This window comes from Anaerotruncus rubiinfantis (assembly GCF_900078395.1).
GTDB lineage: Bacteria > Bacillota > Clostridia > Oscillospirales > Ruminococcaceae > Anaerotruncus > Anaerotruncus rubiinfantis.
On the sequence record NZ_FKLA01000009.1, the window covers coordinates 2,335,651 to 2,357,343 of the forward strand.

At 54.9% G+C, this 21,693-nt stretch carries 16 protein-coding genes; 2 read left to right on the top strand and 14 right to left on the bottom strand.

Annotated features, from left to right (window positions below; genetic code table 11):
• Positions 1-98 precede the first annotated feature (98 nt).
• The 10 genes from BN4275_RS16660 to BN4275_RS17090 all read right to left on the bottom strand — a co-directional run bounded on the left by BN4275_RS16660 (position 99) and on the right by BN4275_RS17090 (position 9,288).
• Positions 99-1,319 (bottom strand): LPXTG cell wall anchor domain-containing protein, encoded by a 1,221-nt coding sequence (locus BN4275_RS16660; protein ID WP_066460148.1) that lies wholly within the window; start codon positions 1,317-1,319, stop codon positions 99-101.
• Positions 1,320-1,635: 316 nt separating this feature from the next.
• Positions 1,636-2,523, bottom strand: coding sequence for a 4-(cytidine 5'-diphospho)-2-C-methyl-D-erythritol kinase (ispE, locus tag BN4275_RS16665; RefSeq protein WP_066460149.1), 888 nt, complete (start codon positions 2,521-2,523; stop codon positions 1,636-1,638).
• Positions 2,524-2,642: 119 nt separating this feature from the next.
• Entirely contained in the window at positions 2,643-3,815 is a 1,173-nt protein-coding gene (locus tag BN4275_RS16670; RefSeq protein ID WP_066460151.1) for a DUF362 domain-containing protein, read from the bottom strand.
• Positions 3,816-3,851: 36 nt separating this feature from the next.
• Positions 3,852-4,607 (bottom strand): Nif3-like dinuclear metal center hexameric protein, encoded by a 756-nt coding sequence (locus tag BN4275_RS16675; protein ID WP_066460152.1) that lies wholly within the window; start codon positions 4,605-4,607, stop codon positions 3,852-3,854.
• 1 nt (position 4,608) lies between these two features.
• Positions 4,609-5,295 carry a class I SAM-dependent methyltransferase gene (locus BN4275_RS16680; protein ID WP_066460155.1) on the bottom strand — a complete coding sequence of 229 codons (687 nt, stop codon included), beginning with the start codon at positions 5,293-5,295 and terminating at the stop codon, positions 4,609-4,611.
• Positions 5,295-5,507: a DUF1858 domain-containing protein gene (locus BN4275_RS16685; protein ID WP_066460157.1), complete on the bottom strand. Its 213-nt coding sequence runs from the start codon at positions 5,505-5,507 to the stop codon at positions 5,295-5,297. The genes BN4275_RS16680 and BN4275_RS16685 overlap by 1 nt, the downstream gene beginning before the upstream one ends.
• Positions 5,508-5,664: 157 nt before the next feature.
• Positions 5,665-5,943 (bottom strand): zinc-ribbon domain containing protein, encoded by a 279-nt coding sequence (locus BN4275_RS16690; RefSeq protein WP_066460160.1) that lies wholly within the window; start codon positions 5,941-5,943, stop codon positions 5,665-5,667.
• Between the two features lie 142 nt (positions 5,944-6,085).
• Positions 6,086-6,694 (bottom strand): sigma-70 family RNA polymerase sigma factor, encoded by a 609-nt coding sequence (locus BN4275_RS16695; RefSeq protein ID WP_066460162.1) that lies wholly within the window; start codon positions 6,692-6,694, stop codon positions 6,086-6,088.
• Positions 6,695-6,859: 165 nt separating this feature from the next.
• Positions 6,860-8,212, bottom strand: coding sequence for an MATE family efflux transporter (locus BN4275_RS16700; protein ID WP_066460164.1), 1,353 nt, complete (start codon positions 8,210-8,212; stop codon positions 6,860-6,862).
• 68 nt (positions 8,213-8,280) lie between these two features.
• Positions 8,281-9,288, bottom strand: a complete 1,008-nt coding sequence (locus BN4275_RS17090; protein ID WP_154018916.1) for a peptidylprolyl isomerase — start codon at positions 9,286-9,288, stop codon at positions 8,281-8,283.
• Positions 9,289-9,518: 230 nt separating this feature from the next.
• Between BN4275_RS17090 and BN4275_RS16710 the strand changes: the two genes are divergently transcribed.
• Positions 9,519-10,913 carry an MATE family efflux transporter gene (locus tag BN4275_RS16710; RefSeq protein WP_066460166.1) on the top strand — a complete coding sequence of 465 codons (1,395 nt, stop codon included), beginning with the start codon at positions 9,519-9,521 and terminating at the stop codon, positions 10,911-10,913.
• A 60-nt stretch (positions 10,914-10,973) separates the two neighbouring features.
• Here BN4275_RS16710 and BN4275_RS16715 read toward each other — a convergent pair whose 3' ends face one another.
• Together BN4275_RS16715 and BN4275_RS16720 are read right to left on the bottom strand one after the other, a co-directional pair.
• The gene (locus tag BN4275_RS16715; RefSeq protein ID WP_066460169.1) at positions 10,974-12,122 is read right to left on the bottom strand and encodes an aldo/keto reductase; all 1,149 of its coding nucleotides are present in this window, start codon (positions 12,120-12,122) and stop codon (positions 10,974-10,976) included.
• A gap of 59 nt (positions 12,123-12,181) precedes the next feature.
• Positions 12,182-14,779, bottom strand: a complete 2,598-nt coding sequence (locus tag BN4275_RS16720) for a translation factor GTPase family protein (RefSeq protein WP_066460172.1) — start codon at positions 14,777-14,779, stop codon at positions 12,182-12,184.
• A gap of 411 nt (positions 14,780-15,190) precedes the next feature.
• Here BN4275_RS16720 and BN4275_RS16730 point away from each other — a divergent pair, with 411 nt between their 5' ends.
• On the top strand, positions 15,191-15,466 hold the full coding sequence (locus BN4275_RS16730) for a hypothetical protein (protein ID WP_066460175.1): 276 nt from the start codon (positions 15,191-15,193) through the stop codon (positions 15,464-15,466).
• A gap of 174 nt (positions 15,467-15,640) precedes the next feature.
• Here the strand turns inward: BN4275_RS16730 and BN4275_RS16735 are convergent, their stop codons facing one another.
• The gene (locus BN4275_RS16735) at positions 15,641-16,402 is read right to left on the bottom strand and encodes a class I SAM-dependent methyltransferase (RefSeq protein WP_066460176.1); all 762 of its coding nucleotides are present in this window, start codon (positions 16,400-16,402) and stop codon (positions 15,641-15,643) included.
• A gap of 232 nt (positions 16,403-16,634) precedes the next feature.
• A complete protein-coding gene (locus tag BN4275_RS16740) occupies positions 16,635-21,689 on the bottom strand; it encodes a tetratricopeptide repeat protein (RefSeq protein ID WP_066460177.1) in 5,055 nt (1,684 codons plus the stop codon).
• Between the last annotated feature and the right edge of the window lie 4 nt (positions 21,690-21,693).

Genomic DNA, 21,693 nt, shown 5'->3' on the forward strand with positions numbered 1-21,693 from the left:
GCGGCCTTTTTGCATCAAATCGAGGAAACCGCCCGCAGGAAAATTTCCTGCGGGCGGTTTTCCTGTACGCTCATTTCAAGTTTATGGGATATGGGGTCTTATTTTGAAACTTTTCGGAATGCCAGTGCGCTGGCCGCCGCGAGAGACACAACCGCGCCGAAGACCGCGACATTCACCATGTCGCTGGAACCGGTCTGCGGGATCACTTTGTCAGTATCAGTGACATCAGAAGTATCGTCCGAAGCGATATCATCATTGGAGACATCCGCTTCCTCGTCATCGTTATAGGAATCGATATCGAGTTCGGTATCGGAAATGACGTAGGTTCCAAGGGTACGGGTTTTCATCGACCAGCCTGCGATCTCCTGGTCGTCCTCGGAATAGGTGAACTTGTCGGTGACATCGACCAGATAGCCGTCCGCGTCGCGCTCATAGATAAAACAGGTTTCCGGATCTGGGACATAGTCGTCATCCTCATCCCATGGGATGCCGAGGGTCAGGGTCGCGCGGGAAGTGGACGGGACGGTCGGGTTGCCGACAAAATCATAGAAATAGAGCTCCGCGTCAACCGGGTCGCCGTATTCGGCATAGAGATCGCGGTCAACCGAGGTGGACAGCCGGGCATAGAAATCGGAAGCATCGTCATCCGCTTCAAATTCGAGCGCCGCGCGGTCGTCGCCCCAGATGAGGGTGTTGTTTTCATTTTCGTCAGGGCTGAAATAGACACGGTCGCCGGTATCCGGATTGTCGTCGTTTTCAGCTTTTTCGTTATTGATCCAGAAGGAGTATGGGATCACCAGCATGTCGTCCTTCTCGTAATTTGCATCCGATGAATAATCATATTTACTGTCGTCGCTGCCGGAATCACGTTTTGCCTTGAAGGTGATTTCACCATCTGTGTGGATTTCCGAGGTTGTGGTGGTGTCTGCCAGGACGATCTCGAGAACCAGATCCGCCCGATCCTGGCCCGCAACCTTCTTGTCGGTCAGCAGCTTGATGGAGCTGATCATCTTGCCATTGGTGTCCTTGTCATAGTCGAATTTGAACAGGTCGCTGTCCTTAAGGTCTGAAGTATTGACCGCCGGGTCTGTACCAATTTTACCATCCTCGATGATGAAATAAAGGGTCTGGCCGGGGGTGACATCCTCGCCGTTGATTTCTCCGCCTGTAAGGGTGAAATCATCGACTGCTTCATCGTCATCGTCCCAAACGCCCTCGAAGACAGCCTCCCCAAAATCATTGCTTGACGCCGCGAACGCCGTCACCGACATCGTCGCGGCCATCGCCGCAGACAGCAGCAGGGATAGGATTTTTTTCATGTGTTTGTTTCCTCCTTAAAAAATATCAGTTCGTTTCCCAGCTGGAAGATCCTGTCCAGCCGTTGTGACCAGAATATTCCTTTTGTGTGTTACCGCTTTGTAACCAGTGTGATCAAAAGCTGAATTTTTAATGAAGTTTTTATATTTAAAAATGCAAAAATAAAGGGCTGCCGAAGGCAGCCCTTTGCGCTGGAGAAATCATTAAAGCCGGCCCTTTTCAGGGGAAAGCCCGTCGATCGAACTTTCCCTATCAGATATCGCCTATCTGTATCGAAAGCCTGACGCCACTTCGTGAACTTTTATTGCTATGTAGTTTCTATTCGCGCACATCCAGCACCACAGCGCCATGCGGCGCCGGCCGTGCCAGAAAAACCGCTTCAGACATATCATAGAGCTTGCGCATACAGTGCTTGGCAAGCGAACGGCTGTCAAAAATACCGAACACCGCCGATCCGCTCCCGCTCATCAGCGCGCCCAGCGAGCCGCAGGAGATCATCTTCCGTTTAATCGCTGGGATTTCCGGAAGATACGCAACTTCTTCGAGGACGTTATACATACTGGCGGAAAAGTCTTTGAGGTTGTCCATCCGAAGCTGTTTTAAGAGATATTCAATGTCCGGATGGTTCTCCCCGCCCCGTTCATCGTAACGCGCGTACGCTTCCTTTGTGGAGATGCCCGCCGGGGGCTTCGCAATCAGGATCTGGCATCTGGGCAGTTCCTCCACCTCCGCAAGCCGTTCCCCGATCCCAGTGGCCCGCTGAGTACCCCCCATCAGGCAGAATGGCACGTCCGCTCCCACTTCGGCGCCAAGCCTGCAAAGCCTGAACAGATCTTCGTTCACGTCAAAAAACACATTAAGCCCCATCAGCACGGCGGCCGCATCGGCGCTGCCGCCGGCAAGTCCCGCCTGAACCGGCAGCCGCTTCTGGATATCGATTGAAATGCCCGTATCCGGCTGGCCGAATTCCGCAAAGAACTTCTGTGCCGCAATGTGAGCGAAATTGGTTTCATCGCAGGGGATGCGCGGCCGGTCACAGGAGATAAAGATCCCCTTCTGATCCATGCGTGAAATGGTCACTGTATCGCACAGGTCGATCGTCTGCATAATCGTATCCACATTGTGATAGCCATCGGCACGTTTGCCGGTGATGTCAAACGACAGGTTGATTTTTCCCGGGGCTTCGACGATTACCGTCTTTTTCATCAGGATCACCTTCCCCTTCTGTTTCCCTTTTCTGCATCTTTATTTTACCAGATTTCTCCCTCTTTTGCCAGTCCGTTTGCCTTCTTTTGCGCGGATTCTACAAAAGTTTCCCGGCTCTTTCAGTCGGATTTGCTTTTTGAAAAGAAATGGAATACCTTCGGTGACTTGATATCAATGGCCTTCACCGGACACATCTCATGGCAGCAAAAACAACGGATGCAGTTGGAATAATCAATACTGGCCTTGCGCCCAGCAATCGCAATCGTCTTTGCCGGACAGCTTTCGGCGCATTTTCCGCATCCGATGCAGTCCTGCGTGCGGATTTTTGGCTTTGAGGCCAGATGCGGCTCGAGCCAGCGTACAGCCGGCCGCAAAAAGCCCGGCACATTGCCCGCAAAGTTAAGCGTCTTGCTCGCAGGCAGCGCAAAATCGGGCACCGCCAGCCGGTCGGCGGCATCCGCATCCCCCAATATCTCCACCGCCTGCCAATTTCCCGGACAAAGCCCCCGTTTAACCGCTTCCGCAAGCATCGGCACCTCTTTGGGCGTCAGCCCGATCAGATGCGCCATCACCAGATCGAGCGCGTAAAAGTTTTCCCCGCGCGCCGCGGCCGTGATCCCGACATGCCGCGGCATGCCGCCGGTCGGACCGTCGCCTTCCATTGCGTCTATCCCATCGACAATTGTGAGCCCCGGCCGGATGAGCAGCGAAAGGTCGATCAGCATCTGCACAAACCGCGCGCTGTCCGGAAAACGGTAATGCAGCTGGGGCTTGAGCAGCCCCGGGATGCAGCCGAAGAGATTTTTAATCCCACACGACAGGGTCGTCATGCAGTGGGTCTTGAGTTTACAGATATTGATCACGTAGTCCGCGTCAGCAATGGGATCAATGATATCGAAAGAACGGCAGAGCCGGCCTTCGGCGACATGCAGTTCCCGAGAACCGCACGCGGTGTTGCAGGTAATCTTGCACCGGCGGGCCACTTCGGCGTATCCGGTCAGCTCATAGGCCGCGGAAAGCACCTGCGGCGTATATAAGCCGCCTGGACTGTCCGCAATCACGATATCGGTGATCCCCATTCCCTGTAAATGGCGCACCACCGCCTCGATCACCGCCGGATGAGTGGTGGCGGCGCGGTCCGGCTTGCAGCGCATAATGAGATTCGGTTTCACGACAACCTTCATTCCCGGACGAAGGTCGTCCGCTCCGAGTATGGAAAAATGGCGCGCGATTGCCTCGCGCACCGTCCGTTCGTTATAATCGTGGGTTTCAAGCAGGGAAATTGCAGCCATATAGAACTCCTTCGGCGGTAAATTTCATTTGTCGGATCAGATGGTGGTGGTCGGCGAGGCATCCGCATGCGCGACAGCGACCGGCACATCCGGCAGCGCCCTTTTGCAGAGTTCAGCCAGATATTCCACCACGAACCGTTCGGTGCCGTAATGCCCGGCATCGATCACCGTGATCCCCATGCGCACCGCATCGAGCATCACATCGTGTTTCACGTCGCCGGTGACAAGCGCCTGACAGCCGTTCGCGGCCGCCTCTGCCAGGAAACTGCCGCCGCTGCCGCCGCAGACCGCCACCCTTTCGACGGCGCGTCCGCCGTCGCAGTAGCGCACTGCCTGGTCGTCCAGCAGCCGCTTGACATAATAGGCGAACTCCGGCGGCGTCATGCCGCGCGCAAGCGTCCCTGCCCACAGCATCCCGTCCTCACCCACAACCGCGACATTCTGCAGTCCCAGCCGCGCGCAGAGGATATCATTCACGCCGCCCGGAGCCTTGTCGAGATTGGTGTGCGCGCTGATCACCGAAATCCCCGCGCGCACCAGCTTATAAACCGGCATGTCGGCCGTGACTTTTTTGATGGGGTGGAAAATGACCGGATGATGGGTCACGATCAGGTTCGCGCCGCGGCCGGCCGCTTCCGCAATCACCGCATCGGTCGCGTCGAGCGCGACCACCGTGCCGCGCACCATTTCCTCCGGATCGCCGACCAGCAAACCCGGGTTGTCAAAGTCCATGGCGGTAGAAAAATCCGCCGCTTCATTGATGACGTCATATACATGTTTCACCGTTGCCATATCAGTTCCCGCCTTCCAATTTTTCCAGCAGCGCGGCATACCGCGCAAGCTCTTCGCTGTCCAGGGAGGATCGTTTCAGGCCTTCCACTTTTTCCCGCACCTGCCGGGCCACTTTCGCAACATACTGCCGCGCGGCCGGATCCGGGCTGGCGAGCAGTTCTCCCACCCAGGCGGACGCGTCGTCAAGCTCCCGCGTCTGTCCAGTGTAAGCCGCCTGCATCACGATATAGGGAAAATATCTCGACACCACAGCCTTTTCCCGCAGAATTGCAAAACCGTTTGCGTACAGCGCGCGTCGCAGCCGTTCGTGCTTGGTCATCGGCTGCAGGAGAAACCGCAGGCCGGCGTCGCGGGTCCAGTCAGGGCGGCTTAGGATCTCCCAGATAAGGTCGCCCCCCATCCCCGCGATCACGATATCGTCCACCTGGCCCGGCCGGATGTCCGCCAAGCCATCGCATAAAAGGAGTTTTGCCCGATGCCGCACCCTGTATGCGGACAAAGTGAAAGCCGCCTTTTCGAGCGGCTTTTGGTTGATGTCACACGCGAACCCAAACGGCGCCTTTCCGCTGGCAAGCAGCCAGGCAATCAGGTAGCCATGGTCGGTACCAATGTCGGCGCAGCGCGCGCCATCCCGCACCATGGAAGCGATGGCGGCGAGCCGCGCGTCAAGTCTTGGCAGCTTTTCCATCAGGCCATAACGTTCTTCGCGCCCTCATGGGCGTTGAGTTTTCTGAGCAGGTCGTCACAGTCCACATCGTGCACCTGGCAGGCCTCTTCGATGGTTTCTCCGCGGGATGACGGACAGCCCAGGCAGTGCATACCCATTTCAATGAAGTATTTGGCGAGGGAAACGTCGTGGTCGAGCGCTTCGCCGATGAGGGTATCCTTTGTATAGGTCATTTTGAAAGCCTCCAATTTTAAAGTCTTTGATTGGAAAAATTATAGCACGTTTCCCGTATCCAGGCAATACCGGGAGCACACATGCGGAAAGTTTCCGCCCGTTAAGGCATGAAAAAGGCCGCCGTATCAAAACGGCGGCCTGAAAGCATTCAGTGGATTACTGCTGCTCTTTCATCTTGGCAAAGCAGTCGGAGCAGTAGACCGGACGGTCCTCACGCGGCTGGAACGGAACTTTCGCTTCGCATCCGCAGGAAGCACAGGTCGCGGTGAACATCTCTCTCTGGGGTCTGGTGCTGTTTTTACGGGCGTCACGGCAAGCTTTGCAGCGCTGGGGCTCGTTGACGAAGCCTCTCTCTGCGTAGAATTCCTGTTCACCAGCGGTGAAAACAAACTCGGATCCGCACTCTTTGCATGTCAGTGTTTTGTCAGTGTACATTTTGGTTACCTCGCTTAAAATTTGGATTTACCCGCTGGAACTGCGTGGACCGAGATTGAAATCAAGCTCTGCCAATGGCGCCAAAGGGTATTTTTTATGCAATCCCTCTCGGGACTGTCACAGGATAGGGTTTGCGAAAGGCTCACTCGCAGGTGAACACATTCCGCAGCTTTCGCCGCACTCTTTGCAAGGCATTGTCAACAGCTTTCGTGGATGAGCCGAGTTGTTTTGACATCTCGTCATAGGAGTAGGAGCTGAGGTACAATTGTAAAACTTGCCGTTCGAAGATAGACAAAAGGTTTTCGATTCGCCGGTTGCGGGCATCGGTTTCCTCATTGCGGATCACCAACAGTTCCGGGTCGTCTCCGGCAGCCACAACACCAAGCTGCTCAGGGGCGTCGGACCCGCTCAGGGAAACATATCCGCGCATGGGGGCGTTTTTATCCCGCATATGGGCTTTTACCGCGCTGAGCATCTTGTTGTTCACGCACACGGTAGCAAAGGTCTTAAAGCTGCCGGGCAGGTCGTCGCGGTAGTTACGCACCGCTTTCAGAAGGGCGATCATCCCTTCCTGATACAGATCATCTGCATCCAGTTCATTGCGCAGGTAACTTCTGGCGCGCAACTGTACAAGCGGGGCGAAGCGCTGGATCAGCGCTGTCAATGCATCGTTGTCGCCGTCTTTGGCAAGCCTGGCCAGCTCTTCATCACGCATGCCTCTCAAAAGTGCAGATTGTGAAGTCCTGTCCATTTAAGCTCTCCCAAATTCCAACGTGTCAGCACGTCGTCTAAGCTGATGCAAGCTTTATTATAGCGTCAACTTTTCCTTTTGTCAAGCTTTTTGAAAAACTGCAATCTTTTCGGCATGGTTTTGTGAAATTTTCCAAAATCCGATTTTATTTTCCATCCATACAGCCTAAACCGTGACATCCCGCAGCCAGCGGAACCTGCAAATCCGTACCGAGGAAACGACCGTTTTGAGGATCTCGTCGCACTTGAGCACCAGGAACACCGCGGGTGCGGGCCAGCCGAGCCAAAGCCCGGTGAAGAATCCAAGCGGTACCGCGACGCCCCACAGGAAGATCACCTCGCAGACCAGCACGAACTTTGCGTCGCCGCCCGCGCGCAGAACCCCCACCATTCCGACCATTGCGATCGCCTGGAAAAAGACGATCAGCGCGCCGACCCGATTGATGGCCAGCGCAATCGCAATGGTTTCGGCTGACAGCTCATACATCGAGACAAAAACCGGAGAAAGCAGCAGCGTGACCACAGCCGAAAAGATTCCCAGCAGGATTGACAGCGCGAACAGGGTGATCGAACGCTGCTTGGCACGCTCGATGTCACCCGAACCGATCGTGTTGCCCACGATGGTGAGCGCCGCGTTGCCCACGCCGAATATGATCACCGAAACCAATTGGTTCAAAACCGAATAGATGCTGTTCGCCGCGACGAAATTCGTACCCATCCGTCCGATGACCACGGCGACCATCGACACGCCAAGTCCCCACATCAGCTCGTTGCCGATAACCGGAATGGAAATGGAGACATATTTTCCATAAAGCGGCCGGTTGTTCGGCAGAAGGTCCCGCAGCGAAAAACGGATCTTCTTTTCCTTCCACAGGATATAACCGACCGCGATCAAAAATTCGCTCACACGCGCGACGCAGGTCGCGATCGCGCCGCCGCGGATTTCCAGCCGCGGCGCGCCGAAGTTGCCGAAGATCAGCATGTAGTTCAGGGTGGTGTTGACGACGAGCGAAGTCAGATAGACCACCACCGAAATGTTGACCGTACCGATCGACCGCAGCATCATGATCGACATATTCGCAAGCGCATACAGTGGGTACGACCAGCCGATGATCCGCAGATACTGTGCGCCATATTCGATGACCGCGGTTTCGGTCGTGAAGATTGACATAAACTGGGTCGGGAAAATGAGCGCGATCAGGCTGAAAATAATCGCAGAAACAAAGCCGACCTTAAAGGTCATCGCTTCGATCCGCCTGATGGTCTCAACATCCTTTTTCCCCCAGAACTGCGCAATCAGGACATTCGCGCCGCCCGATACCCCAAAACAGACGATCATCAGCATAAACCAGAGCTGGTTTGCGATCGAGGTCGCGGACAGCTGCGTCTCGCCAAGCTGCCCGATCATCAGGGTGTCCATCATCGATACTGCGACGGTGATGAGATTCTGCAATGCAATCGGCACTGCGATTGTAACAAGGGTCCGATAGAACGCCTTGTCGCTGACAAAGAGTTTCATGTTTCCTCCCATATCCCTTCAAACAGAAAACGGGCGGGCTCCCGGCCCGCCACAGGGTGTTTTCCATCTTATCCTTCGGTTGCGTATTCGGCCGCGATCCTGTCGACCACGTCCATCCCCTCAATCACGTAGCCAAACACAGTGTGTTTGTAATCGAGGTGCGGCGTGCCGCCGAGTTCCTCATAACGCGCCAGCACCGGCTCCATCTGCGCCGCGAAGCTCTCCGGGATACCCTGGTTGGCCTCTTCGGTCAGTTTTGCGTTGAGTTCGTTCACCATCGCCTGGACTTCCTCTTCGCTCTTTCCGGCCGCCTGCGCCTTTCCGACTTCCTCCTGGTAAAACGCCACCTTGCCTTCAAACAGGTTCTGGTACATCATGGCAATATACTTCTGCCGCTCCTCCTCTGAAATCGCTGCGGGATTGCGCTGCACGATGAAAAACTGGCTGCCGTTTGTATTCGAACCCCGGTTCGCCATCGAAAGCGAGCCGCGGAAATTGTGTGCGATATAGGAGAATTCGTCCGTGAAGTCGTCGCCCCAGATGCTTTCCCCCGCTGTTCCGGTGCCGGTTGGGTCGCCGCCCTGGATCATAAATTCATTGATCACCCGGTGGAAAGTGAGCCCGTCGTAATAGCCGTTCTTTGCGTGGGTCATGAAGTTCTCAACCGCTTTCGGGGCCTGCTCCGGGAACAGCCGGATCTTGATCACTCCCTCGTTCGTTTCGATCGTCGCGACCGGCAGCCCCTCGTATTTTCCGGTACCCGCATAGAGCGCTTCCATCTCCTCCATAAGCTGTTCCGGCGTCAGATCCGCACCTGCTACCGCGAGCTCCGGAAGTGTGTCATCAGCCGCCTGGGAAGCGTTTTCGGAGGCTGTCTGCGGGATTTCCCCTTCGACCGTCACCTTCAGAATGGTCGCCGCCTGTTTTTCCGGTTCTGACGAAACCTGTGAAGATGCGCCCTGCGATGAAACCGCTGAAGAGGACGGCACCGAAGAGGAGCCGCCCTGCTGCGTGCCGCAGGCGGCAAAGGTCAGAATGGCCGAAGCGGCCAGCAGAACTGCAAGGATTCTTTTCATAGTTGATAATTCCTTTCTTTACGGGAAAAGTGTCCGCCGGACAGCGGACAGCAAACATTTCCATTTATCAGAAGTTTTTCACAAAAAAGCCTTCTTATACTTTTACTATATAATGGCGGGATTGTCAAGTTTTCCATGGAAAGCAGAATTTCCAAAAGCCATTGCATCTGCCGCGGGAACTGTTAAAATAAAAGATGGAAGTCCCCATCGAAAGAAAGGAATCGAATGCGATGGCACCTTCATCCGCGGCACAGCTTTCCCAAAAGGACGCACAGTTCCGGCAGTTTGCATTGGAGGGGAACCTCTGGAAGGTTCTCTGGAAGGTTTGTATCCCGCTTGCGACCTATCACTGCATCACGCTTGTCTTTGCCCTGCTCGATTCGCTTATGGCCGCCCATATCGGCCCGGAAGCTATCTCCACCGTGGCCTGCTTCGCCCAGATCCTGTTTATGCTCTCCTCGATCGGGATCGGGCTTTCGGTGGGCGGCGGAATTCAGATTGCGGCCGCTTACGGCGCGGGCGACTACGAACGGGTCAAGCAGACCATCAACACCCTGTTTGCCCTGTGTGCTGTCTTTGCTCTTCTGCTTGGCCTGCTGTTCCCGTTCGCGCGGCCGTTTTTGCGGCTGATCGGCACGCCGGAGGGATTGATCGAAGGCGGGCTTCTCTTCTTCCGGATCAGCCTCATCGGCAGGATTCTTGAAACCTTCAACAACGTCTACATCGCGGTCGAGCGTTCCCGCGGCAAGACCGCCCGCATTATGGCGCTCAACTTTTCGGTCATCGTCCTGAAACTTTCGCTCACAGCGTTCTTTGTCTACGGCTTACACGGCACCATCACCCACATTGCAATCGCGACCGCTGTTTCGCAGGCCTTTCTGTTTGCAGCGGGCTTCTTCTGCCTGCGCCGCCGGAATGACGTATTCGGCCTTTCCCTTTCACACATCCGGATGGATGCGCGGACCCTGCGCCCGCTTTTTGGGCTCTCAATCCCGGTCATCCTGGAAAAGGCGTTTTTCTATTACGGGAAGGTCGTGGTCAACACCATGAGCGCTTCCTACGGCGATCTGACCATCGGCGCGCTCGGAATCTCGAACAATCTCGGCGGTATTACGACTTCCCCGCAGGAGGGCTTCCAGGACGGAAGTACTTCAATCATCAGCCAGAACATTGGCGGCGGGCGGCTCGACCGTGCGATGGGCGCCTTCAAGCGGCTGCTCGTGATCGAAGTGGCAATCGGCCTCATCGGCTGTGTTCTGACCCTTGCGCTGCTGCCAATGATCCTGCGAATATTCGCCGGGGAGGACCTTGTATTTGCCGGGCTTATCGGTTACATCTACCGCTGGGAGGCGTTCGCGCTTGCCCCGACCGGGATCTTTTCCGCAGTGATGGCCCTGCTCTATGGGTTTGGCTACACCCGGCTCGCCTTCCTTGTCAACTTTTCCCGGCTGTTTATCTTCCGCATCCCCGTGCTCTGGCTTTTACAGAATTTTACCGGACTCGGCTGGAAAAGCGTCGGCATCGTCATGTTTGCCAGCAATACCGGGATCGGGCTTTTCAGTCTCCTGATCCTCGCGCTGGTGCTCTGGCGGATGCGCACTCAGCCGCCGGGCCTGCTGTCCTGAAAATGCTAAAACCGCCCATCCGTGCAAAATGGTACGGGTGGGCGGTTTTTCGTTGTCCTGCTATCTGCCGAAAAGCGACGCGGCCTGCCTCATATTTTCGGTGACCTTTACGCCGAACGGGCAGCGGCCTTCGCACGCGCCGCATCCGGCGCATTCCCCGGCCGTGTGCGGCAGCAGCGCATAATGCTCCCGGACGGTCTCCGGCACCTGGCCCTGCGCTTTCGCCAGGTTTAAAAATTTCGTGACGGACGCCACATCGATGCCCACGGGACACGGCGCACAGTGCCCGCAGTACATACAGTGCCCCTGCCAGCTGATCTTCGGAAAAGACGCGAACGCGGCGGCATAATCCCGCTCGGCATCCGAAGCGGTCTCGTAGGAAACGCTTTGCAAAAGCTCTTCCACCGTGTGCGCGCCAGACATGACGGCGGCCACAGCGGGCCGTGTCAGCGCGTAATGGATGCACTGGAGCGGTGTGAGCGCCCTGCCGGCGGGCGAAAGCCGCGCATTGAGCAGATCCCCGCCGCCAAATGCTTTCATGACCGTAATCCCCACCCCAAGACGGCTGCAGGCCTCATAGAGCGCCTCCCGTTCCGGGTCCATATTGACAAGCGCGCCTTCGTAATTCCTGCCGTCCCAGAGCGCGGCACAGTCCTCGCCCGCGGGCTGTAGATCATAGCATGGGTTTATACTGAACATCAGCACTTCGATGAGCCCGCTTTCCACCGCGGCGCGCGCGGAAAGCGGATTGTGGCTGCTCAGCCCGATGTGCCGGATCTTCCCCTGCGCTTTGAGTTCCTTGGCAAACCGCATGACAGGTCCGTCCGCGACCGCCTTCCAGTCCTCCAGGGAATCCACGTAATGGATCATGCCAATCTCGATATGATCGGTTTCAAGCCGTTCCAAAAGATCGGCAAACCCCGCTTTTACCTCTTCAATTTTCCGGGTGCGTTCATACTGCCCATTTTTCCAGACGGTGCACAGATGCGCCTGCAGGACGAATTTTTCCCGCCGCCCGCGCAGCGCCTTACCCAGCCGGGTACGCATATCCGGATTCGGCGTGTAAAGGTCGATGCAGTTGACTCCCGCCTGCTGCGCCGCGTCCAAAAGCGGCTCGACCAGCGCGCCGTCGTGATCCACAAACCCTTCGCACCCGATGCCGATTTCACCGACCATCAGCCCTGTTTTTCCCAATTCACGATAATTCATATCCCGATTCCTTTCCCTGTTTCTTTCAGGTTATTGTAGCACCTGAAGCCGGCTTCAGGTCAAGTATTTTCTGCCGGCCGCGCCTGGTCCAGAAAATCCCTGATCGTCTTTTCCACCAGATCCACTTCCTCCCGGAAAGCTGAAGCTGAAATCCGCAGCGCTCCGTGCCCCAGCACAATCATCTGTTCGAGCGCGTCGGAAGTCGCCACCCGCACCCGGTATTTTCTTCCGAGCTCATGGGTGACCTTTTCAATGTACATGTCAGCGGTTTCCGCTTCCTTTGTGTATACGACGTTGATGTTGTGTATCTTTTCGACGGTTCCTGGGTTCCCTTTGACCTTATAAGCGTCAAACACCAAAATCAGTTCGCATTGGCGAAAGCCGCGATAGTTGCAGAGAAGGTCGATCAGCCTGCTGCGGGCCGCGTCCACATTCTCCTGTGCCAACACTTTCAGATCCTCCCATGCGAAGATGATATTGTAGCCGTCCACCAGCAGATATTCCGGACCTTCGGGCGGTGCCTTTGCCTTTCCCGGGCGGGGCGCGGACAAAGTTTGCCGCGCCGGGCGAAACGCCTGCCGTGGGTCGCGCCGGATCGGGCCATAGGTGCGCTCAAAAATTTTCATCAGCTCGCTGTCCTCGGCCAGCATCGCGCAATAATCCGCGGCGCAGCGGGCGGGCTCCGTTTCCGGTTCCTCCAGCGCGGGTCTTCCGGCTCCCCATCCACTCTGCACATGCATATATTCCCGCACCTTGTCCCATTTCACAAGAAATCCCGCGCCATGGGCACAGAACACCGAATCGGCCGGGTTGTCCACGTCTCCATCGCAGTCGTATCCCGTGGCTGCAATCACTTCCGCCGCATTATGACAGGGCTCATATCCGCGCAGCGTGCAGGAGAGCCTGCCGCGCCCGCGGGTATAGGAGGTGACCTCCATCTGATAGTCCCGCATCTCAGAAACCGGCGCGCTGCCCACAAGCACCGCCGTTTCTCCGCCGGTCTGGGGCGGCGAGAACTCCCCGCTCATCCGCTGCAGATCGGACATTGCGCGGCCCACCGCATCGGACGGCACTTCAAGCCGGAAATCGTACCACGGCTCCAGCAGGATGCTTTCGGTATTGCGCAATCCCTGCCGCACCGCGCGGTAGGTCGCCTGCCTGAAATCTCCGCCTTCTGTATGCTTTGGATGCGCGCGCCCCGCGATCAGCGTAATTTTAAGATCGGTAATGGGCGCGCCGGTCAGCACGCCTGGATGAACCTTTTCCGCAAGATGGGCCAGGATGAGCCGCTGCCAGTTGCGGTCGAGATCGTCCTCCCGGCAATCGGACGCAAATTGCAGTCCGCTGCCCCGTTCGCCCGGCTCCAGCAGCAGGTGAACCTCGGCGTAATGCCGCAGCGGCTCGAAATGCCCAATCCCCTCCACCGGCCGCGCAATGGTTTCCTGATAGAGAATGCCGCCCTGTCCAAACCCAATCTCCAGCCCGAAACGTTCGCGCACCAGGCTTCGGAGCACCTCGAGCTGCACCTCGCCCATAATCTGTACATGGATCTCCTGCAGCGCTTCATTCCATATGACATGCAGCTGCGGGTCCTCCTCCTCAAGCTGCCGCAGCTTTCCAAGCGCGGTATGGGCGTCCGCCCCCTTCGGCAGCTGTACCTGGTAGGTCAGTACCGGCCGCAGGGCGGGGCGTTTTGCATCCGCCTGCACGCCGAGCCCCTCCCCTGGATAGGTACGGGAGAGCCCCGTGACTGCGCAGACCATCCCCGGGAAGGCTTCCTCCGTTGTCTGATATTTGCTTCCCGAATAAATCCGGATCTGATTCACCTTTTCGCTCCAGGACTCTCCTTTGGTGTCCTGACCGGTGAGCAGCGCCTTCACCTTCAGGCTCCCGCCGGTCACTTTCAGATGGGTGAGCCGGTTTCCCTGCTCATCCACCGAAATTTTAAACACCCTTGCCCCAAAACCGGCGGAATATTCCGGGCCGAGGGTATACTGATCCAAACCGGACAGAAAAGTATCCACCCCATCCAGTTTTAATGCGGAACCAAAATAACATGGGAAAACGCTGCGCCGCGCCACCGCCGCGGCAATCTCCCGGCCGGTCAGCGTCCCGGCTTCCAAGAAGCGTTCCATCAGCCCTTCATCGCTCATGGCGACACTCTCCTGCCAAGCTTCGTCCCGGTCGGCGCCAAAGTCGATGCACCCGTCTCCCAGCCTGTGCCTGAGCGTGGCAAGCAGCGCGGCACGGTCGGCGCCGGCAAGATCCATTTTATTGAGGAACAGGAAAGTCGGTACCCGGTAGCGGTCAAGCAGCTGCCAGAGCGTTTCGGCGTGGCTCTGCACCCCATCGGTGCCGCTGACAACCAGGATGGCATAATCGAGCACCTGCAGCGTCCGTTCCATCTCCGCCGAAAAATCCACATGTCCCGGCGTATCCAGGAGGGTCAGCTCGGTTTCCCCCAAACGCAGCACCGCCTGTTTTGAAAAGATCGTGATCCCGCGCTCCCGTTCCAGCTCGTGCGTATCGAGAAACGCGTTCCCATGATCCACCCGGCCTAACCTGCGGATCTCTCCCGCGCGGTAAAGCAGCCCCTCCGAAAGCGTCGTTTTGCCCGAATCCACGTGGGCCAATATCCCGATTACCAGTCGTTTCATCCCATCCGTCCCAATCGTCGTTATTCAAAAGCTGTTTGCTTTGCATTCATTATAGCGTCGCCGCAGGCCCCCATGCCGCAAAGCGGCACAAAACCATCTTTGCCGGTTTGGGCTGTTGCGGGCAGCAATTGGTAAAAAGCCAATTGCCCGCGCTTATTATAGCATGTGCAAAAAAGCGATACAATCCCGCTTCGGGATGGAGTGGATCCAACGCCGCGCCCAGCTGGGATCAAGCGTCTGCAAACAGCTTTGCGCACATATAGCCACCGCTTCCGGCGTGCCGCAGCAGGACGCAAGCATCTTTTTTCCGGAAACTTCCGATTCTTTTGCCGGGACGTGTCTTTACTTCTCCCCTGCAAAAGGATATACTGTTGGGTAGAAAAACCTTTACCGGAAAGGATGCATGAAACTATGAACGTCATCCAGCTGCTGGAACAACTCGCGGAAGCCGCCCGGACTGATCCGTCTCTGAAGCAGCGGCTGCTCGCGTCTGAAGCCGCCCGCGACCCGATGGACACCTTTTGTAAAACAGCGCAGACTGCGGGGTTTCCCATCTATCTCGGCGAGCTGTTTGCCGCCGGCGAAGAATTTTCTGACCTGCAATGCAAAAGCACCAACGGCGGAAATCCGCGTCCATATCAGTATTTTAACGACGCCTACGGCGCATTTATCGAATCCCTGAAATAACCGGCGCATGCTTGGCAAAGTCTAATCATTTTTCAAACGCTCAGCCCCGCCAAATATGCCGGAAAAAATTGGGACCGCATGAAACACACTGTTCATGCGGTCTTTTCGATGTAATCCAATTCTCATCGAAAGCGGAATCAGCGTTTCCTCCGCTTCTGGATTTTGAAAACTTTTCTATATTTTTTTGCCGATATAAAAGGCATATCCATAAAACTGCTTATATTTTGAATAGAGCGTTTCTTCGTAATGATTGCTTTCAATAAAGGCTTCCACTGTTTTATTTCCGGCATATTTTTTCAGCAGCTCTTGTTCCGCTGCCTGCCGCGGAACAAAATAGCGATCGGTCCAACATCTTTCGGGCAGTATAAAGGCCGCCACCGAAATATATCCCGCTTTCTGCATGATTGAAACATTATTCCCAATGGTATCCAGGTTGCTGCCAGCCTCCGCCCAAAATGCTTCGACCTCCGCGGGATGTTCGTCCGTAAACCAGGAAGGGCATGTCACAGCAACATGACCGCCTTTTTTAAGAAACCTATTCCAATAAGTCAGCCCTTTTTCAAAGCCGATATTGTCTATCGCTCCTTCCGACCAGATGAGATCAAACTCCTCCTGCTGAAACGAAAGGTTTTCCATTGAGCCGACGACGCCGGTTACCCGCTCCTGCAAATTTTGTTTTTTTGCATTTTCATTTAATACGCTAATAAAATCGGAAAACTGATCCACGCCGACGATATTTCCCGCAATATTTTGCGCGAGCACCATCGTTTGCCCGCCGGTTCCACAGCCTAAATCCGCTGTCCGCGATATGCGATCGATGTTGTCCAGAAAGCTCAGCGCTTTGACCGTCACTTCCGCACTGCCGGGTCCCTGGCGGTCCAATCCCACATGGGCTTCAATAACGAGATCCATCATTGATAGTTGTTCGTTGTCCATTTTTAACTCCTTTTTATTGCATGAGATAAATCCCCATCGTTCAAGAAACAGCTTACATAAAAGAAAGTTGACAGATTATCATTGCAGAAATCTGTCAACTTATTTTGGTGGAGCCGACATTCACCATCCATATCCGAGTATATACACAATAAAACTATACTTTCCACTCATTGAATCCAATTTAAGAAATCAAAAGTGGACAAAGCCGCCCCTCAAATGAAGGGCGGCATTTTTAATCCCACTTGTACCCATATCGGACAGTTAAGAATTCCTTCGCGGCCTTATCGGTCATTCCGGCGTTTACCAATGTTCTGCGCCGGTTCTCCTTCAAGCTGCCGTTCACAGTTTTCCCATTCTTTTTGGTGCTCTCCACTCCTTCCATAAGAGATTCATACCGTTGGAACTGATCCAGCGACATTTGATTTTTGAGATTTTTGTAAGCCTCCTGCTGTGAATCGCTCAAAAGAGATACTTCAAACGCCTCCATATTGGAGAAGTCCCGCAATTTGCTGCTGTTGGTTATGCTGCTGAAAAGCAGCTCTTTTTGTTTCTCATCGTATCGCTGATCCTCTGCAAGCATCGCGCCGTACTGTTCGGTTTTGGTGCTGTCGCCCGTTGATTTCAGGGAATTATAAACCTTTCTCTGTGCAATGAAGTCCGCCACTTCAATATCGCGCTTTGCCGCTTCATATGCTTCCAGCATCCAATCGTCTGGCTTATGCCCCACTATGTCTGCCTTTGCAAAGGCGTTTGCATAATCGTAAGCATCTTTCAACATCTGCGCTTTCATTTCGTCAGGTGCGGCGCGATACGCCTCCAAATCGAACAGATCACCTACAATTTCATAGGATTCCTGGCCTATTCTTTTTTGATATTCGCTGTATTCGCGGTTGGTCAGATCCTTCGTTTTGCCATCGTAGGTGATGGAATATTCCGCTTTGCGCGGCAGTATACTTTCATCCCCCAGCGCGTCATACAACCGCATGACCTCTTTGTCGAGTGGCGTCTTTCCGACGTTCCCGGTGTTCCAGGGAGCTGCGAACTGCTGCACCGCCCGGTAAAGCCCGCCACCTTCGCGTGTGATGGGATTTCCCCAGGTGTCATAGGAGGCGGGGAGGTCTTTGCTCAGCCCCGGAATTTTCGCCCGCATTGCATCGAGCTGTGTTTTCAGCGGATCGCCTTTGCTAAAAGTCGATCTCACCGTTGGGTCTATTGCGCGTGCCGCTGCGCCGAAAGCGGATGGAACAAGCCTCTGCGGCCACTCCACCACCTCCATGACAACATTCTCTGTCGGGCTTCCATAGCCGCCCAGAGCATCCTTCACGTTCTGGAATACCGATTGATTCAGGATCGCGTCACCGGAAGCATAGACCGACTTCAAGACAAGCTCCGGCCAATCTTCCGCCAGATCAAAGTCGCCGCCCTCCTTTTGCTTTTGCACTCCATCGTAAAGAACTGCGCCAATGAGTAGCGGCGTCGCGGCGGGCTGCGCCCAATCGTAAGAAATGTACCGGTTGCCAACCTTCAATGAATACGCCTGCATACCCTGTTGTTTCTGGAAAGCCGCCTTGCGCTTATTATCGGAAAGCGTCCCTGTGATAAGGCCGCTTTTTGCGAGATTGTACCCCACTGCAATTGCGGCTGTCCCCGTCACCGCCTTGGACAGTTCGTCAATGAATACAGAAGCGTCCTTTCCGCTTTTCACATATTTGCGGTGCAGGGTCAAAAGCCCCGCCGGGCTGAAATCCAAAGCCCTGGCCGTAATGTTGGCCGGGGTCTTTGTGAACGGCATGAATACCTCTCCGGCCCCGCCAGCCTTATTCAGCGCCCGCTTGACTTCCTGTACCATGCCGGTGATCGCGTTGTCATCCTTGAAGGTCGCTTTCAGCGCTTCGCTGGTCGCTATGGAAATCGCGTCGTCCGGTATGTCTGCGATATTCCTGATTTTCCGTGCTTCGATGAAGCTGCCGAGACGGTCCACAAAGTTTTTCTCCATGAAGGGCTTGTCGCCCTTGTCCAGCAGATCATAGGTAAAGCGCCGGATATTCTCCATGATCGACCGTCCAAGCTGCTTATCTTCCGGCAGGAAATGATTGACCGCCGCTGTTGGGCTGTATTTTCTCATCTTAAAAACGTCTTTGTCTTTTCGGCTGTTCAGAAGGGTATTTTCCCACTTTCCAACGGTCGCATCGTCAAGCTGTCCCTTTATGGATTCATAGACTTCTTTCGCGAGTTTTTTGCTGTCCTCGCCTACGAAAAACGACTGTGTCGGCTTGTAGTCCGGGTTCACAAGATGGTATGCGCCCTGTCCCAACGCCGACACCTTCGCCGCCGTTTTCTGCATGGGGAGCATTGCGACATTCGCAAGGTAGTTTCTGGCCAATGTACGCGGGTTCAGTAGCATCATTACATGGCTGAATTCCGTGAGCTTTTCCATAGCCGTTACGGGATACTCTTTCGAGATCCGCGCGCCGATTTCCTCAAACGCCGCCCTGATCGCCGCTTCGTCTCCCGGCTCGATCTCCGCAAGCCTGCGCATTTCCCCGTCGGACAGCTCAAAGTCTTTCCATCTGCGGTATTTCTTTGAGCCTTCCGCGTTCATGGTGTCGATCTGCCGCTGTATGTATCGCAGAGCTGTGTCGGGATCGTTTTTCAGCAGTCCGATTGCCGCCGCCTGTGAGAACTGGCCGCTCTCGGTCAGCCGGGCGGACATCTGCCGAAGCACGTCCACCGCCGCGTCCTTCTGCCCATCTTCCGCGTATTGCTTTGCAAGCATATTGCCAAGCGGGACCGCCGCCGGATCTTTGCGGGCAAGCAAAGCGTCAAACTGTGCCTTTGCCTGCTGCAGATCGCCCTGCATCGCCTGTTGTGCGCGGTTCAGGGTTTCCTTGTTGGAAAGCTGCTTATAGAATTCCGGGTTGGTTACGAATTCATTCTTGAGTTCGTCCGGCAGGTCTGTTTTGGTGCGGATGGTTTCGGCGTATCCACGTTCCTTAAAGCCTTTGGGGATTTCCGGTTCGTTTACAGGGGCCGCTGCAGCGCCTCCCTTCTGCTTCGGCACCTTCGCGCTGACCGATTCCCCGCCCAATCCTTCCGCCTCATTCAGCGTGTTTTTTAGGCGGAAAACGGAATCGTCAACCTTCGGTTTCTCCCAATTGCGGGATTGCAGCATGGGATCATTCGGGGGAAGCGTGGGCTTTTTGACTTCTGGAAGTGGGGTAAATCTGGTGTTTCCTCCAGCCGCGCCAGAGCGCCCGGTGCGGCGCTTCATTTCATCAAGCGCATTTTGAATGGCGCTCAATGCTCCGTCATAATCGTATAGGATATCCCCAAACTTCTCTCTTGTAAAATCCGGGTCAATAGCGTTTAATCCCGCAATCTGTGCGGCGATTTCATTGATTAACTCTCTCTGGTCGCTAATAGAATCAATGTTTGGATGCGTTTTGGAGTATTTATCGATAATCAATTGCAGGACAGGGTTTATTTTCCCGTCTTTTATTACCCTAATTCCTCCATCTGTTATTGCTGTTTCTACAGCTTCGTGGATATCCGGATAAAGGAATTTTGAAGCATGTAACGCCTCATGGTTCCCCATGTTTTTCGGGGTAAATCCGTGATCGTTCTGTATCAACACCCTTCCGGTTCCTATTGTAGAGCCTTCGCCCGTTTGGACAAAGCGTTCTCCATTACGAGCAATTACTGGTTCTCCACTAATAGTAGCAGGAACCCCATATTCGCTTAAAATCTGCTGAGTTTCCTTTGCAATAGGGCTGATTTGAGCTTCGGGAACTTTTTTGATTCGATACTCTGTTTTTCCCGCGCGGATTATTTCTGTTTCGGCGGTATCAAGTTCCCATTTTCGTCGCAGAATTTCAGAATCGATTCCATCAGCTTGTCCGCCCGCTCTCGTTCTTCCGGTGTCAACTGCGGAGGATTGAGAAAGTCCTCCTTCTCCAAAATTACCGACAGATCCTTCGCTACGCGATCCTCTTTGTCCACTTAGATCACCTCCGCCTTGATTATACCCCGGCTTTGTCTCGGGCGCAACGCCAAATGGGTCTTTCAATTCATCCATTTTCCGGTTATACCAGTTTTCGCCGCCCGGTGCGTTCGACACTGCCGCCGCTTTGCCCATGCGCCAGAGCTTTCCAATGGTTTCAAGCCCGATATCCGTCCCCAGTCCCATTGCGGTATTGATCCCGAGATTCTTTGCAAAGTCCTGCGGGTTGTCCGTCTCCTGCGCCGCATAGATCACATCCAGCGGCAGGTCGGAAATTCTCCCCGCCGCAAGCCGGGAGATGACTTCTGCTGAAACCTTCCCGCCGAGCGCGGAGGATACCTTCCCGCCGAACCGTCCAAGCGCTTCTTGCAGCACCGGCATTCCCTCAACCATCTTTGCCGCCGTCCCGTACTTGATCGCTTCCCCCGCGAATTGTCCCGCGCCATAGGCCAGCGGGTGCAGCTCTGTGGTCTGGGCAAACGGCTCATTATACCGCGCTCGCTGTTCAGGCGTGAATGGGATCATAACAGCCGGAAGGTCGGCCATAGACTTTACAAATCCGTTTGTCGCCGCAAACGGTACGCTCTGGCGCTGTAACGCCATCAGGTTTTCTTCGGCTTGTGAAATACTCTGCCGGGTAACAGGCTGTTCGCGTAAGCCCATATCCGCTTCAAGCTGTGCGTTCAGGTCGTTCATGAATTCTTCCGTGGCCACGCCAAACTCCCGCTGCGGAATCTGCGCAGACAGGTCTTTCGACAACTGCTTTTTAAAGTCTTTGGGCAATTGCGGAAGAATTTGTCTCTGCGCTCTTTGATTCGTCAGCATCGGGGTAATGAGGTTTAGCTGGTTCTGTCGCTGCTTTTCATAGTTCTGGCGGATCTGCCGGGCTTCATCAGGCGACGCAAAGATCATGGCATTTTCGTATTCTTTGCGGCTGTCCTGTGCCCGTTTCGCTGTGCCAGTCATTAACGTGGGCGTTGGTACAGTCTTGCCAAGGGTTCCAAACATCCCACGAGACTTTGCAAGATTTTGTGCCGGTTTCAGATCCTTCGACTGTGCATAGTCCAGCTTCTTAAAGCCGGCCATCTTCAGCTGATTCAGCACTGGCTTTTTGATACTCGAAGCGCTCCCACCAGTTAAGGTGGGAGCTTTGAACATGCTTGCCGGTCGCTTCAAGGTTTCGTTGGAATACGGGAGAACCGTTGTCTTTTTGGTGTTTACGTTGTAAACCTTTACCTTATCCCTGTCATCCTCATATCTTCCCGTGGAAAGGTTGTAAATTTTCATTCCG

Excerpts from the sequence above, each read along its gene's own strand:
- BN4275_RS16660 (WP_066460148.1), bottom strand. The coding sequence starts at position 1,319 with ATGAAAAAAATCCTATCCCTGCTGCTGTCTGCGGCGATGGCCGCGACG.
- ispE (WP_066460149.1), bottom strand. The coding sequence starts at position 2,523 with ATGAAAAAGACGGTAATCGTCGAAGCCCCGGGAAAAATCAACCTGTCG.
- BN4275_RS16670 (WP_066460151.1), bottom strand. The coding sequence starts at position 3,815 with ATGGCTGCAATTTCCCTGCTTGAAACCCACGATTATAACGAACGGACG.
- BN4275_RS16675 (WP_066460152.1), bottom strand. The coding sequence starts at position 4,607 with ATGGCAACGGTGAAACATGTATATGACGTCATCAATGAAGCGGCGGAT.
- BN4275_RS16680 (WP_066460155.1), bottom strand. The coding sequence starts at position 5,295 with ATGGAAAAGCTGCCAAGACTTGACGCGCGGCTCGCCGCCATCGCTTCC.
- BN4275_RS16685 (WP_066460157.1), bottom strand. The coding sequence starts at position 5,507 with ATGACCTATACAAAGGATACCCTCATCGGCGAAGCGCTCGACCACGAC.
- BN4275_RS16690 (WP_066460160.1), bottom strand. The coding sequence starts at position 5,943 with ATGTACACTGACAAAACACTGACATGCAAAGAGTGCGGATCCGAGTTT.
- BN4275_RS16695 (WP_066460162.1), bottom strand. The coding sequence starts at position 6,694 with ATGGACAGGACTTCACAATCTGCACTTTTGAGAGGCATGCGTGATGAA.
- BN4275_RS16700 (WP_066460164.1), bottom strand. The coding sequence starts at position 8,212 with ATGAAACTCTTTGTCAGCGACAAGGCGTTCTATCGGACCCTTGTTACA.
- BN4275_RS17090 (WP_154018916.1), bottom strand. The coding sequence starts at position 9,288 with ATGAAAAGAATCCTTGCAGTTCTGCTGGCCGCTTCGGCCATTCTGACC.
- BN4275_RS16710 (WP_066460166.1), top strand. The coding sequence starts at position 9,519 with ATGGCACCTTCATCCGCGGCACAGCTTTCCCAAAAGGACGCACAGTTC.
- BN4275_RS16715 (WP_066460169.1), bottom strand. The coding sequence starts at position 12,122 with ATGAATTATCGTGAATTGGGAAAAACAGGGCTGATGGTCGGTGAAATC.
- BN4275_RS16720 (WP_066460172.1), bottom strand. The coding sequence starts at position 14,779 with ATGAAACGACTGGTAATCGGGATATTGGCCCACGTGGATTCGGGCAAA.
- BN4275_RS16730 (WP_066460175.1), top strand. The coding sequence starts at position 15,191 with ATGAACGTCATCCAGCTGCTGGAACAACTCGCGGAAGCCGCCCGGACT.
- BN4275_RS16735 (WP_066460176.1), bottom strand. The coding sequence starts at position 16,402 with ATGGACAACGAACAACTATCAATGATGGATCTCGTTATTGAAGCCCAT.
- BN4275_RS16740 (WP_066460177.1), bottom strand. The coding sequence starts at position 21,689 with ATGAAAATTTACAACCTTTCCACGGGAAGATATGAGGATGACAGGGAT.